The 15,038-nt window shown below is 56.4% G+C and carries 9 protein-coding genes; all 9 read left to right on the top strand.

All coding sequences use genetic code 11. The features are described 5' to 3' along the window. The first annotated feature begins 397 nt into the window (after positions 1 to 397). The 9 genes from PB2503_RS06265 to PB2503_RS06305 all read left to right on the top strand — a co-directional run bounded on the left by PB2503_RS06265 (position 398) and on the right by PB2503_RS06305 (position 15,037). Positions 398 to 2,332 carry a heparin lyase I family protein gene (locus PB2503_RS06265; protein WP_013300393.1) on the top strand — a complete coding sequence of 645 codons (1,935 nt, stop codon included), beginning with the start codon at positions 398 to 400 and terminating at the stop codon, positions 2,330 to 2,332. Between the two features lie 861 nt (positions 2,333 to 3,193). Further along, entirely contained in the window at positions 3,194 to 6,478 is a 3,285-nt protein-coding gene (locus tag PB2503_RS06270) for a glycoside hydrolase family 113 (RefSeq protein ID WP_158305830.1), read from the top strand. 310 nt (positions 6,479 to 6,788) lie between these two features. Further along, the gene (locus PB2503_RS06275) at positions 6,789 to 7,898 is read left to right on the top strand and encodes a glycosyltransferase family 4 protein (protein ID WP_013300395.1); all 1,110 of its coding nucleotides are present in this window, start codon (positions 6,789 to 6,791) and stop codon (positions 7,896 to 7,898) included. 87 nt (positions 7,899 to 7,985) lie between these two features. Next, positions 7,986 to 9,131: an acyltransferase family protein gene (locus tag PB2503_RS06280; RefSeq protein ID WP_013300396.1), complete on the top strand. Its 1,146-nt coding sequence runs from the start codon at positions 7,986 to 7,988 to the stop codon at positions 9,129 to 9,131. Then, positions 9,128 to 10,501: an O-antigen ligase family protein gene (locus PB2503_RS06285; RefSeq protein ID WP_013300397.1), complete on the top strand. Its 1,374-nt coding sequence runs from the start codon at positions 9,128 to 9,130 to the stop codon at positions 10,499 to 10,501. The genes PB2503_RS06280 and PB2503_RS06285 overlap by 4 nt, the downstream gene beginning before the upstream one ends. Continuing rightward, a complete protein-coding gene (locus tag PB2503_RS06290) occupies positions 10,494 to 11,828 on the top strand; it encodes an MATE family efflux transporter (protein ID WP_013300398.1) in 1,335 nt (444 codons plus the stop codon). Before PB2503_RS06285 ends, PB2503_RS06290 begins: the two co-directional genes overlap by 8 nt. A gap of 7 nt (positions 11,829 to 11,835) precedes the next feature. Continuing rightward, a complete protein-coding gene (locus PB2503_RS06295) occupies positions 11,836 to 12,828 on the top strand; it encodes a glycosyltransferase family 2 protein (protein ID WP_013300399.1) in 993 nt (330 codons plus the stop codon). 151 nt (positions 12,829 to 12,979) lie between these two features. Further along, positions 12,980 to 13,948 (top strand): sulfotransferase family protein, encoded by a 969-nt coding sequence (locus tag PB2503_RS06300; protein WP_013300400.1) that lies wholly within the window; start codon positions 12,980 to 12,982, stop codon positions 13,946 to 13,948. Between the two features lie 75 nt (positions 13,949 to 14,023). Beyond that, complete coding sequence (locus PB2503_RS06305; RefSeq protein ID WP_013300401.1) at positions 14,024 to 15,037, top strand: acyltransferase; 1,014 nt, start codon at positions 14,024 to 14,026, stop codon at positions 15,035 to 15,037. Position 15,038 lies beyond the last annotated feature (1 nt).

Raw genomic sequence — 15,038 nt, forward strand, 5'->3', positions numbered from 1 at the left:
ACGCTCCCCTGCATCGATTGAACTGAGGTGGCTCTAGACTGTGACAGGAGAATCCGCGGCCCGTCCAGACGACGGATGATGTTTGTCGCGGCATCCCTACCATTCCGGGGGAGCCTATTGCATATCGCGCGATGCTCGTCCAAAAAGAACAAATGTCAGAAGGAGCGGACAGCAGGGTAAGGCTGAGCCTTCCTTGGCTCAAGGCTGTTTCTTTCTTGGCGCAATGTCGGCTAGGGGAGGGGCGGGCGTTGAATGTGGCGCCGTTCGGCAGGGACGGGTTCGCTGCCTGCAATAGCAATAAGATCCAGACGCTCAGACCAATGAGCGCCAATTACGCCGCAAGGGCATTTTGGTGCCTTTGTTTGTGATGAACTGACTTATTGGTGGCTAAGAACTGATGTTATTTCCGATTGCCCTTGCTTTTGTTTTTCAGTCAGTTGTTGACAAAGAATATGTTCTGCATACGGCCGAAGCACCCTGGAGTGCTGTTGAGACCTGGGATGGTCTTCGGTTCGAGCTGCGCCCTGGCGATACTTGGGCAAATGACGTGGGACGCGCCAACAAGACGGAGCGCGCCGAAGCGTATTTCAAGGACCGGTTCAAGATTGGCGAAACCTATACGGTTTCTTTCCGCTTCATGCTTGAGCCCGGTGCGCCAAATACGGCCGATTGGCTGATCTTGGCGCAAGTCCAATCGACTTTTGATGTCGGGGAGCGCGGTCATAGTCCCGGCATTGCTCTCGCTCTCAAGGGAGAGCGGATGCGCATCATCTCCCGCTATTCACGGGAAAAGCTCTCAACCCCCGAAAATACATTCTACCTTCGTCATTATGAGGATGAGAAAAATCTCGAACGGGGTCGGTGGTATGAGTTCGATATGACCTTCAGAATCGACCCGTTTGCGAATGGTCTGCTTCGGGTAGAACGTAATGGGGAGCTTTTGGTCGACTATCTGGGACCGATGGGGTTCAACGATATTCGCGGCCCCTATTTGAAGCTTGGGCTTTATCGCGATGCGGATAAATCAACCCTTGCTGCCCGATACAGCTTTCCGTTGCGGCAACATTACGGGTCACAATCGGCGATGTCGGTTGCCTTGGGCCCGTCTTCGCAATCGGCGAAAAACGTCGATGCTGTGTTGGTGGCGGCCGGTGGCAAGGGCGATATCTGGCCGGGGACGGCGAAGGGAAAGCTGATCGGCGGGCAAGGCTATGACACGGTCGATTTCTCTCAGATCGCAAAGGATGTTCGCGCTGCGCTGACGCCTTCGGACAAATCCCGGGTCACGCTTAATGGAGAAACGACCCTTTATATCGAGGGGATTGAGAATGCTATTGGAGGATCGGGCGCCGATATGTTCTCGGGGGGCGATGGCTCCAACATCCTGCTCGGCAATGGCGGCGACGATGAGTTGAAGGGCGGCCACGGGCCGGACAAGCTGGACGGCGGGGCGGGGGATGATACCGTCGATTACAGCTATACGGACAAGGCATTGATCTTGACGCTTGCCGAAGGGGCGTACACGGCCCCATTTGTCGGGAGCATTCAGGAAGATGTCCTTCGCGATCTTGAGAATGTGATTGGCGGGAATGGAGACGACATTGTGATCGGCGATGATCGACCCAACCGCTTCGATGCCGGTTCCGGCAACGATACGTTTCAAGGGGGTGGCGGGGTCGATGTCTTTGGCGGCAGCAGAGGGAACGATACCGCCAGCTACGCCGATCAGGTGCTGAGCGTGTCCGTCACCTTGGCGAGCTATGACAGCGCCCGCGTCTATATTGGCGGCGTGCCGGATGATATTTTGAAGAATGTCGAGAATCTGATCGGCGGATCGGGAGACGACTACCTTGCCGGTGACGAAAACGGCAATGCCATCCTGGGGGGACCCGGCGACGACCTCTTGATGGGGGAGGGCGGTAATGACCTCCTCGAAGGAGGGGAAGGATCGGATCGACTCATCGGGGGCGGCGGGAATGACGAGTTGATTGGTGGGCTGTCGAAGGACGTGATGATCGGCGGGCCTGGGTCTGATCGCATGATCTATTACAGCGCCGAGGACAGCCTTCCAGAAGATATGGATTGCCTGTGCGATTTTACGGCGGAAGACCGGGTCGATCTCTCGAATGTCGATGCCAATTATTGGACGTCGGGGCATCAGCGTTTTCGACTGACCCGCTATTTCACAGGTCGAGCCGGTGAGTTGTGGCTCTATTATGTCAATAATCACACGATCGCTTTCGGTGACATGACGGGCAATCGCAGACCCGATTTCGGGTTCGTGATCCCCGGCTATATCTCCTATGAAGACGCAGCGCAGTGGACATATTAGGAGATCCAGCGCACTCGGGACATGACATGCTGTGGCGGGCAATTTCGGGGGCGTTGCGCGTCCCTGCGTAGTCCGATCCGGCGATCGATATCCGCGCCTTGCTTGGATGCCTCAGCGGCCGAGGAAGAGGCGGCTGTTAACCATTTGGGCATCTGGCCTTATCACGCGTGTTGAGCCCGGCGCTATCGTTGGGGGACGCCCGAATTAGGGTGAGAGGCGCTTGGCTGTTCCTCTATTCTGCCCGTTGGACGCCAGGCGAAAGCGCCCGACAATCATCGGTGCGCCCCCGTCGCGCTAGGGGGCGCTTGGCCGGATGAGATCCCGGCGACGGTGCGCGAAAAAAAAGTCTTAATCCCCACCTTTTTTTGCCGAGCTACAATCATCATCAGGCCGATGGGTTTGGTGAATTTATTGTGAACGGGGCCGCGATTGCTTCGGAATTGTGAGGCGTTCTGGCCACGATGGGACAAAATAGGGATGGGATCGCCCCCGATTTGTCGGTTTCCGCGTTAGTCTTATCGGTGGGTAAGCCGAGAAGAGGTTTTGGGCCGTCGTCTCTCGAATACGCTGCTTTGTCAGGGATCAGGCCCCCACCCATGATCGGCATCGCCGGATTAGGAGACCGTTTATGGTAAATTTAGAGGTCTCTTTCGCGCGGCCCGCAGACGCATTTTTAACCTTGGCGCCAAAGAGCAATTTCGTGGGTTAATAATATGCAAAGAACATTTATAGATTTGACAAGTTTTCTTATACGGACTGTATAGTTTAATACATAAAATGATGCTAAAAGAAATTCTCATTTTATACGCGGCGATTACAGCCTTTCTGCATTTTGGCTTTATTCAAAGTCATGAGGCAGAAATGCAGGACACTGGCCAAAATTCGCTTCAATTTTTAACTGACGATACTGAAGACTATACCCAGCTAACCGCCGTTGAGGATGGGGATGCCGACATCACATCATCGCTCTTTCTCGCGGTCGAGGAAGAGGCGCCCAAGGCAATGGAGCCCTCCTCTGAGGCTGGGCCCACCTTTAATCGCACGTTCAATGGGGTGAGTTTTGACTCCTTTGGGGGGGAGCTTTGGCAGCGCGCGGGGGCGCAGCTCGGTCTGGACGAAGCGGTCGCCATGAACGCCAATTCAATCGCTCTGACCCCGCGGCTATGGCAGGACAGCGCGACCGCCAGCCATGTTTATAATTCAGAAGACCAGACTGAGAGCCTCGCCAGCGTCGATCTGATGATCAAGACGGCGCATGCCCGCGGCCTTCAGGTCATGCTGAAGCCCCATATCAATTCCCATGATCGCAGTTTTTCAGGAACCTGGGCGCCTGAGGATGCCGACGCGTGGTTTGACTCCTATACGGCTGAGCTTCTCAATTTCGCGCGGATCGCTGAGGCGAATAATGTCGAGATGTTCTCGATCGCCAACGAGTTGCAGACGATTACTAGCGGCGCGTATACAGAACATTGGCTCGAGCTTATCGCTGAGGTGCGGGAGGTTTATTCGGGACAGATCACGCTCGCCTCTCAATATTGGCGCCTGAACGAGATCGAGTTTCTCGATAAACTCGATTTTATCGGGGTCAATGCGTATTTCCCCCTTTCGGACAAAGACGTCCCTACAGCCGATGAGGTCTACGATGCGTGGACATCGCCTGGTGCCGCCTATGCCTCAAAGAACTTTGGCGGCCTGTCGGTGGTCGATTATACCAAGGCGTTGTCGGAGAAATACGACAAGCCGGTAATCATTACCGAAGTGGGCTTTCGGAGTATCGAAGGCGCGGCGACGGCGCCCGGCAATTATGCCATGGAGGGCGCGGCCAATGATGACGTGCAGACTGCTCTCTACGAAGGCTTCATGCGCGCTTGGGGCGAGCAGGGAGACTGGTTTCAGGGGACGTTCTTTTGGGGATGGAATATCGCCGAAGGGCATGAGGGCGATTATTCGGTTCAGGGAAATGACGCCTACGACCTTGTTGCGGACGCTTTTGGCGGCGGCACCCAAGAAGCGTCATTCGCCCTCGCTAGTCTGAGTGCCGAGAGCCCCTCAGAAGACACAGTGGATATTACCGTACGCGTCTCAGGCAAGTCGAATGATGTCGTTACCCCAACGATGCTTGTCGCTCTTGATGGCCAGACAGTCGGCCTCGTCACGGTCGAGCATAATGTGCGGAAGGGAGATTTCGGGGAGTATCACTTCACCGTCGCCGATGCCGATCCGTCGGTACTCAGTGTCTTCTTCGAAAACCCCGACAAAGGCACGGGTCTCTATGTCGATTATGTCGAGGTGGATGGCGTCCGGTATGAAGCCGAAGCCTTTGGGGTCGTGAACAATGCGATCCCCAACGATTATCAGACCTTCTCTTGGGCAGAAACATTGTGGACGGATGGTGCCCTGATCTTCGACCTGAAGAATGGTATTGCGAATGGTGAGTATATCACCAGCACCGTTTCAGGGTGGGGCGAAGATATTGAGGGTACGTCGGACAAAGACTATATCACCTTAAGCGGCGGCAATCACACGGTCGCCACCGGTGCGGGCGATGATATCGTTGATGCCAAAAAGGCGAAGGGCAACATTCTGGATACCGGCGCGGGGAATGACACGGTTCAGGGGGGCGCCGGCGCAGATCAGATCACGACCGGCGACGGCATCGACCACATCATCGTCGTTGAACACGGCGGTTTCGACACCGTTACCGATTTCGATGTGGCCCAAGACGTCCTTGATTTCCGGTACGCCAATACCTCCTCCACCGGTTTCGATATGAGCCATGAGGTGGTCGACGGCGTGGCGGGGACCTTGGTCACGTTCAGAGACACGAAGGTCTTTTTGGTCGGGGTCGATCCCTTGACCCTGCGGCCGACAAATTTCGCCTTTACCTACAGCAACACGCAAGGCGAAGAAGCTATCCCAGCCCCAGCGGTCGAGCTCCTCTTCTCGCATGACGGTGAGGCCCTCGACCTGGCGGTCGACGAGAATGAGACCGATGTGACGATCGTCGAGGCCACGCGGTCGGATGGGGGGGCGGTTCGCTATTCCCTCCTCGGTGGGGCTGATCAGGCCCTCTTTTCCATCGACGCTGTCACCGGCGCTCTACGGTTTAAGGAGGCGCCTGATTATGACACGCCGGCGCTGTTGGGCCGTGACACCCCGTTCGAAGTGATTGTTCGGGCGGCAACGCCAGAGGGGGTGACGGCGGATCAGACGGTTTTCGTGTCGGTCGATAACGTCAATGACAATGCCCCTATTTTTGACGAGGCGGCGGGCCAGAAGACGTTCCAGGTCGATGAGGGAACCACAGACATTGCGCGCCTGTCGACTCAAGATGCTGACGGATCCGAGGTCATCTACTCAATCGCCGGGGGGGCTGATGCCGATCTCTTCCGCATCGATACCGAGACGGGGGACCTCTCTTTCCTCGCGGCACCCGACTGGGAGCGTCCCGAGGATCAAGGAGGCGACAATATCTATGACGTGATTGTTCGTGCCACCGATGGAGAACATCACGTCGATAAATCCCTCTCGGTCAAAGTCGACAATTTGTCCGAAGCCATTCGTGATCAAATGGGCGAAAGCCGTAGCGACGTCACTGCCTATCGTTTCGATGCAAACTGGGCCGTCACAAGCGTAACGACCTCCACCACCGTTAAGATGACCACAGCGGATAAAACGGTCTACAAGGAATATGACGCCGACTGGAAGTTACAGTCCGTGACCGCCGTTCGCGTGAACGGCGACAAAGAATTCCACTTTCATTACAATGATAAATGGGAGTTTGTAGGCGCTGAGGTCCTGGAGATGGGCCATCAGACCACCATCTATCATTATGATGAGGATTGGACGGCGACGAAGCATGAAATCTTCCGTGTCGAGGACGGAAAGGCGAAGCTCTTCTCCCACGACTTGGTGAGCGGGGAGAAATCCTTTCAGATCGCGACAAGGGTTGACGATGGGCTGTCGATCCAATTCTTCGACGGCAACAGTCAGAGCCAGGGGGGTGAATATGTGAAAGTCGACGAGGGCAGCGTCCTGACGCAGACTTTCGCGGCGGATTGGAGCACAACAGGCGCAGAGATCGTCCAGACCGATCTCGCGGATATCGCCGCTGACGATGTAATCATGGATTGGTATTTGGGCTGACCTGAGCTATCAACCATGGCCAGGCAGCTGTGTCAGACAGCTGCTTTTCTTAGCAATTTGGTATTCATTAATTGCTATCCATTCCTCGACAGACTTATGACCATTAGCTAGGCTATGTCATCTTTGGCGGCTGGGAAGGGTTTGGGCTAAGAAATCTCCCTCTTCAAGAGGAGGGTGGGTTTTTATGGTTTCGGCGAAAGGGGGGGCGTTGTTGTGCGACCTTGTTGGCATCAGGCAGTTACCTGTACTCTCTCATCTCCGCTGACGATGTTCATGATTTTTGCTTCGCCCATAACGGACGTACGTGTCGATGAATTTTGTTTTTCTCGGGGGCTCCCCTAGACTGCTCGGGGGAGTCTATTTCTACATCTCTCGGGCGAAAGAGGCATTTTGTCAGTTCACCGAGCACAATATTCACGTCGTCCCTACCCACACTGGCTATCTTTCCCTATTGCGGTTGGGGCCCTTCCTTGGCAGCCTTTTTTCTTTGATCGGATATCGCTTTCGATCTATCGACGCGATATGGCTTAACTACGTCAATTTCCCTGATCTCTTTTTTCTCGTCTTCGCCAAAGCCTTGGGGTTTAAGGTCGTGGTCACGCCGCATCTGGGGGGCGCGTGGCGGTCCCAACAGAATCCAAGATTGCGGATCTGGAGCCGGCGGTTGCTCTCGCTCGCCGATCACATCGCCCTGATTTCCCGGACCCAGACCCTGGAGGTGGCGTTCCCTGAAAAGGTTGCAACGACAACGGTGCGGACCTTCCTGCCGCATCAAATTTTTAGTGCCGCGGCCGAAGACTTGCCCGCAAAGACTGGTCCTTTGCGCCTCATCCATGCGGCGAGGCTGTCGGTGAATAAGGGCAGTTTTGCCTTTCTCGATGTGTGTGACCACCTCCGTGCTGTCGGTGTGCCGTTTTCGGCCAAGATCGCCGGGGGGGCAGACGAGAAAACGATGGGAGCTTTGCGGGACAAAATCGAGCGGCTCGGGCTTCAAGAAGAGGTCGAATTGCTCGGCTCCCTCAAATTCGACGACCTCCTCACCGAGTTGCGGCGTGCCGATATTTTGTTGCATCTCTCGACGATTGATTCCTACCCTTTGATCGTCCTCGAAGCGCTTTCCTGCGGTGTCTTCCCCCTCTGCATCGGATTGGAAGGGGCGAAGGAGATGGTCAAAACCTATACGGGCAGCATTGTCAGTGCGGAGTCGCCCGTCGACGAAGCGGCACAATTCTTGACGGTAGCGGATGTCGAAGAGCTGAGGCAGCAGGCCGCCGCTGCGGCCCCGCAGGTCCAGGTGGATTACGGTTGGGAAATTGTCGTAGACGCCGTTGAGAAAGTGCTCCAGTCGGTCGCATACTCCCCATCGTCGGCGTCTCTGCCCTGGTCTATTGAGAGAAAACGCAAAGACGACACAGTGTGAGCTGTCGCTTCTGCCTCATTCCCTTGTCAGGCCGTGATTGTGGGTTGAAACAGGGCGAGGGATAGCGGGCAATGTCAGCGGGTGGGTATGAGTGCAACGACGCAAAGCCTGATCGGGAATTCCCCTGCAACGCCTCCCGCCCGGCAGACCCTTGCGAGCCTTCAAATCCTGCGCGGCATCGCAGCCGTTGCCGTCGCCTTCTATCACACGCATTTGATTGTGGCGCAGCCTGAATATGGCGGTGCCGTTCTGCTTGAGGGGATTGCGACCAAGGGCTGGATCGGCGTCAATTTCTTCTTTGCGCTCAGCGGCTTCATTATTTTTTACGCCCATGCGGCCGACTTTGGGCGTCCGGATAGGGCAGGACGATATTTGTGGCGTCGCTTCATCCGCGTCTATCCCGTCTACTGGGTTTATACCTCGGTGTTCGTCGCGGCCGCCGCAGTGGGGATCGGCCATCCCGATTTTTCATGGGAGCTGCCGAACATGGTGGCGAGCTACACGCTCCTGCCCGTTGCGGCGGACATTATCGCGCCGCTACAGGTGGCGTGGACCCTCTTTTACGAGGTTGGATTTTATCTGATTTTCCTGACGTTGATCCTGCACCAAAGGGTCGGCGCCATCGTCGTGTTGCTCTGGGCGGGGGCCATCACGGTCAACACCTTCCTCCTGCCCTTCAGTGAGCTTTATGTGTTCCACGCGTGGAATTATTATTTCCTCGTCGGCATGGGGGTTGCCGTGCTCGCAAAGCGGGTTCCGGCTTCCTATGGCGCAGGGATCACCGGCATTGCGGCGTTGGCTTTGGGCATTGCCCTTGTCAGCGGCGGTGTCGATGACCGTATCAAGCTTGCCATGGACGACCCCGTCAAATTGGTCCTTCTGGCGGTGATCTTCGCCGCCTTGATCCTGGGCGTCGTTCTTTGGGAGAAAGACAGGGTCAGTTGGACGCCGATGCGGGCCTTGCTGGTGATCGGGAACGCGTCTTACTCAATCTATCTGGTCCATTCGCCGGTCATTTCTGTCCTCGCTCAACTCAATATGGTCGCGGGGGGCCTTCTCCCGGCGCCCCTCCTCTTTGTTGTTGGATTTTGCGGATCGGTGTGTGCAGGCACGATAGCCTATTTCCTCGTGGAACGACCCTTGCTGACCCTCACCCGTGATCCGCAGCGGATTGGCGCGTTCCTTGGGATCGGCCAAGCTAAACGCGGTCAGGCCGAGGAGGGGCGACGATGAGCGAGGTGTCGAGGGCACGGCGCGGCGGTGGCGTATGGCACAGGGCAGGGGCCTGGGGCTCGCAGAGCGGCGCCCCCGCTTTAGCAGTCCGACACGCCGAGGGTGATCGTCCCCTCCTGCAGGCCGGTGCGAATGGCCTCCTTTTCAAAGTCCTCTTGATCGTCCTTATGGGGATGTCACTCCTGGCCCCCTTCATCAACAATACGATCAGTGCTGGGGGAGGCGAAGGCAGCGCGCTGCGGCAGATTACCTATCTCGGCGTGGTTGCCCTGACACTCCTGCTGACCGTCGATTTGACCAATCCGGTGAGGGTCTTCGTTCTGCCGGTGTCGGTGGTTCTGGCGCTTGCCTGGTGTTGGAGTTCCCTCATCTGGTCGATTGATCCCTCGACCTCGCTCCGTCGGGTGATATTGCTGACACTTGTGGTTTGGGGGGCGTTTGCCCTGGTCAAGGCTCTGCGCTACGAGGACACGATCAGCACGATTAGACTCGTCCTATTGGGAACGTTGGTGCTGAACTACATCGTCGTGATTTTTTTCCCCAGTCTGGGGATCCACCAGATTTGGGAGCCGAATAATCCAGGCATTGTCGGGAGTTGGCGGGGCGCTCTGATGCAGAAAAATTTCTGCGGGCCGATTTGTGTGATCACGATCCTTTTCTTCCTCTTCCACCGAGGAAATTATGCCTTGTGGATGCGGGTGGGGGTCATGCTTGCGGCTGCCTTCTTCCTCTATCAAACGAATTCTAAGACCTCGATGGGAATGGGGATCTTCTCTCTCCTGGTCGGGGTGATCGTATATTATTATGATACGCGATACCGGCTTTATCTGATCCCCCTCACATTTCTGTCCGTTGCGGTGTGCCTGCCGTTTTGGTCGACAGTGACTGATTTTATTCCCCAAATACTCGCCCAACGTGGGGCGTTCACGGGGCGGACTGATATTTGGCGGGTTCTCGTCGAGATCGCCAGTACCGACCCGTGGTTGGGTGTGGGGTACGGCGCTTTCTGGAATCTGCCGGGAGCGCAAAGTCCCATTTATGCCTATTCGGATGATTGGGTCATGTTACAGGGGAACGGGCATAATGGGTATCTAGATCTTGTCCTCTCGGTGGGGATCCCGGGCCTTCTCCTGACCGTGGCGGCGCTTATCGTCATGCCGCTCCTCAATCTTGCGGCCAGCAGCCGACCGCAGCGGGGCCAGCGCGCCCTTCTTGTCTCGCTGACCCTCTTTGTGGCCTTGCAGAACTCTATGGAAAGTACGATTTTCGACCGGGACATGGCCACCGGCTTGATCTTGGTGATAGCTGCCGCCTTGACGCACATTGTAACTTCGCGATCCCCATCACCCGGAGATGTGCGGCGTGCTTGATTCCTCCGGTCGTTTCGGAAAAATCACTATCAAGCTCTATCGCTATGGCCTCGCGGCCATCGGCCCCGTTGGCGCGGCGGCGACACAGTTCTATCTGCTCCTCGTTTTGCTCCGTCTATTGAGCAAAGATGAGTTCGGCAGTTTTTCCTTCCTGATCCTTTCCTCCCAATTCTGTTTCGGCATTTGGTCGGCCCTCTTCTGTGCACCGCTGGTGGTGATGATGAACCAAGAGACGCAGGAGATCGCCACGGAGCGAGTCCGGTCGATCCTTGGTGCGAATATCGTCCTGTCGATTGGCGTCGCTGTGCTGTTCTTTGGGCTAGGTATGTGGCTTTCCATCGGGACGGACGCCGCCCTGCTGTTCGGCCTTTTCGCAGGGACGGTGGTGGTCCGATGGGTGGCGCGGGCCCATGCCTATGCGGCCGGTAAGCAGATCCGCACCGCCTTATCGGATGGCGTTTACGCGCTCACCCTGTTTGTTGGGACGACGGTCATATTTGTCCAACAGATCGATTCTATCGTATGGGCTTCGGGGATGCTGTTGGCGAGCGTCATCGCCGGCTACATTCCTTTCGGAACGGCCTATTGGCGGCAACAGATCGGGGCGGTGCGACCCAAGGCTGTATTGTCCTACCATGCCGTCTGGAAGAAACATGCTGGGTGGTCCCTGCTCGGTGTTATCACGACAGAAGCGACGTCGAATTCCCACGCCTATATCGTTACAGCGCTTTACGGTCCCGCCGCCTTTGCCCCCATTGCTGCCGCAGCGTTGATCATCAGGCCTATCATGGTGATCGTCAAAGCCCTGTCGGAATTCGAGAGAGCGCAGATGGCCAAGACCATCGTGCAACGGAATTTCTCGGCACTGCGTCAATCTCTGTGGATGTTTAGGGGGATGCTGCTTCTGGTGTGGATCGGCTCGGTCGGCCTCGCCTTCCTGCTCTTTGCCTTCTTCCCGGCCCTGGTGTTCCCTGCCGAATATGATCTCAGAACCTTGCAGATCGTGGCCACTCTGTGGCTGTCAATTGCGGCTGTCCGCATTGTCCGCGTACCTGATAATATCTTTCTTCAATCCAGCGGCTATTTCAAAATGTTGGCCTTTGCTTCGATTTTTTCATCGGGCGTCTCGTTGTTCTTGGTTCCGGTGTTAACGGTCCTCAATGGTCCGGTATGGTCCGTCGTCGGTATTTTGGGGGGAGAGGTCGTGTTCGCCGCCGCCATTATACAACGCGCCCTGAAACGTCGCGCCACGATGCGGCAAGAGGTCCAGGACTCGGCGAGCGACCCCGGGGTGATGACCGCAGCACAAGCAACTAAAATCGAATGAGAGCCGCATGAAACTGACCATCGGTATCAAGGCGCTGAACGAAGAAGCGAAAATCGCCCAGGCTATCGAGAGTGCTCTCTCCTCCCTTGAGGGGATTGAGGGCGAGGTTGTGCTCGCGGATTCAGGGTCGACCGATCAAACCATCGCCATCGCACAAACCTATCCTATACGGATCGTTCAGCTGAAGAATACCGATGAACGATGTTGTGGGGCCGGGGCGCAATTGGCATTCCAAGCGGCGCGTGGGGAGTATTTTTATCTCCTCGACGGCGATATGGAATTGGCGCCTGGGTTTATCCAAGAAGCCCTCACTTTCCTAGAGAACCATCCCGATGTGGCAGGTGTCGGCGGCGCGGTTCGTGAAGTGAATACGGATGGCGAAGGGTTTCAGATCCGGGCCCAAGCGTGGGCAGCGGCGGCAGAGGCGGCGGAACGGGATGTCGACCGTCTCGATTGCGGCGGTCTTTACCGGCGGATTGCTGTCGAGGCGGCGGATTTTTTCGCTGATCGTAATCTTCATGCGTTCGAGGAGTTCGATCTGGCGGCACGGCTACGATGCCGGGGCTGGCGGCTCGTTCGCCTCGGCCGTCCAGGGGTCCTTCATTACGGCCATCAAGTCGGTGGTTATCGTTTGCTCCTTAGACGGCTAAAGAGCGGCTATGCTGGAGCGCCGGGGGAGGTTCTGCGGGGGGCCCTCGGCCGCCCGCATTTGGGGATCGTGTTGCGGCGACTTGGGCATATTCGGAACGCGCTTGTGGTCATGGCTTGGTGGGTGGCCATTGTTGTCAGTGCGGGCCTGCTTTCCCTCTGGGTCAGTCTTGGTCTGATCCTCGCGCCGATCGGCTTCCTGTGGTGGCGGCGGGGAAGCCTGTCCTTGGGCATTTATTCGCTCGCGGCGTGGAATGTTGCCGCCATCGGTTTGGTAACCGGTTTTTTTCGGCGGCGCGTGTCGCCCCAAAAATCCCTTGAGCTTATCGATTGCTCAACGGAACAACCCTGAATAGAGTTTCAGTCTCAGGGAGGGATGCGTGCTGCGATTACAGAAAAGAGTGAGTGATCACAGGCGTCCATGGCTCCTACAGGGCCGACTGGGCGGATGGCCCCGCCGTGTCGGCCCATTTTTTGCGTTCCCGAGGGTTGAGGGACACTCAATGCTTGATAGTGAACGATATTTCCATCTCAAGGTCTTCAAACCGCAATTCGTTCTGAACCGAGCTCTGCGCCGACCGACCTTCGATGGGCGCCGCTACCGGTCGACGGTGCTGTCCGATGCAGAGCGCACGCATTTACGCAATGTCGCCAGTTCTGCGCAGGTAAGCCCACCGAACAAGCGCATGATCTTTCTATACGGGGTGATGCCGCGCAGCGGGACGAACTATCTTTTCGAGCTTCTTTTGCGGCATCCGCAAATCGTGAAATCGGCCATACCCTTCGATGAGCTTCCGGTGCTCGCTGCACCGGAAGTCTATGACGAGCCGCGGCGAATGATCGGTCGTCTCCATTCCCCCAGCGCAGAAGCGTTCCAGCCGATGGAGTGGATGACCTTTAGTGTGTCGGGGCTTAGAAACCGACTGCTCGATCTGGCGCCTGACGACAGTGTGACTCTTATAAAGGAGCCGCATGCGTTCAATCTCGATCTTCTTTCCACGGTTTTCCCGTTGGATCAGTACATCCTGATAGCACGGGATGGACGGTACGTCGTCGACAGCTTCAAACGCACATTCGCGCAACAAATACTGGGGCGCACCTTCGAAGACATTTGTCTCGAATTCAAAGCCGCCGCGGAGAAGATGCTTGAAGTTCGCGCGGCCTTACCCGAAGAGAAAGTCAGATACGTCCAGTACGAACAGTGCGTAAGACATCCGAAGGATACGATCTCGTCGCTCACCGATTGGATCGGTGGTCTTGATCGTCCGCCTTCTGAGGAAGATCTTGCGTCAATCCCCGTCCTTGGGTCCTCTACCCATTCCAAACGAACAAAAGGTCAGGTAAGCTGGGAGCCGGTCGAGGCAGATGAGAGTTTCGATCCGACAAGCCGTAAGCTTGATTGGTCGGAGGAGTATACGTCGACTTTTGAGCGGATCTGCGGGGACGTTAATCGCCGTCTTGGCTATAGCTGACCCCGAGCGATATCGAGCTTGAATGAGCGCCGGTGGCGCTCATGACGTCTGTAAACGGTGCGAGGGGTGGGGGATATGACTTCCGGTCAAGGGGCGCACAGCGATCTGACAAGGCGCGAAGAGGGGGTCGATGCCGGACGTTTATTGGCCGCCATAGGAGTCATCGCGATTCATGTCGGCGCATATGATGAGCTTCCCTATGGCGCAGGCGAATTGATCCGAGCGTTTTGCCGGTGGTGCGTCCCCTTCTTCTTTATCGCCTCGGGATACTTCCTGGTCGGGCGGGATGGCGAGTTGAGAATTTCACTCAAAGGCCTTTCGCGACTGGTCCGAATATTCGCCCTGTCCTGTGTTCTCTTCCTCCCACTCCATTTCCTTAGATATGTAGAAACACCAATAGAAGGTGTGGGGGTGGAATTCCTCCTTTTAGGGACCAATTATCATCTCTGGTTTCTTTCAAGTCTCATTATGGCGCAGTTATTTCTTGCCGCCTATGACCGGGTCGAGGGGGGGCTCATTAGCGGTGTGGCAGTTCTCATCCTACTGGGATTTGTGATCGTCTCCTACTTGGCGATCGAGGCGCCGGAGTTCCGCAAGGCTGAAGTCATTATGCGACAACTCAGCGGGGTGAGCTTTGTGTGGATCGGCGTATTGATTGGGCGACGACGCGAGACTCTGCGCTTGGGCCGCTGGCTGCTCACCCTGACAGCCGCCCTCTTGGTTCTGACTGCGATTGAGAGTTGGGTACTCGGTCGGATGCATCCGCCCTTTGCGGATGCCGAACTCCTCGCCACATCGTGCCTATTGGCGCCGTGCCTCTTTCTCCTGGCTATCCGCTACGGGCATCGCACCCCCGAATGGCTATCCAAAATGGGGCGTGAGCAAAGTTTGTTGATCTATCTGCTCCACCCTATTGTGATTGTCATGGCATGGAAGGCGATCACTACTGGGATTATCCCGCGATCGAGCCTCCTCATCTATGGTATTACGGTTGTCGTCCTGATCCCCGCTATTGACATCATGCGGCGTAAGCTGGGCGTGATCTACCGCGCTTTGATGGGGGGGCCGATCCGTTCATTGGACGGGTGAG

The sequence above is a fragment of the Parvularcula bermudensis HTCC2503 genome, from assembly GCF_000152825.2.
GTDB classification, from domain to species: Bacteria; Pseudomonadota; Alphaproteobacteria; order Caulobacterales; family Parvularculaceae; genus Parvularcula; species Parvularcula bermudensis.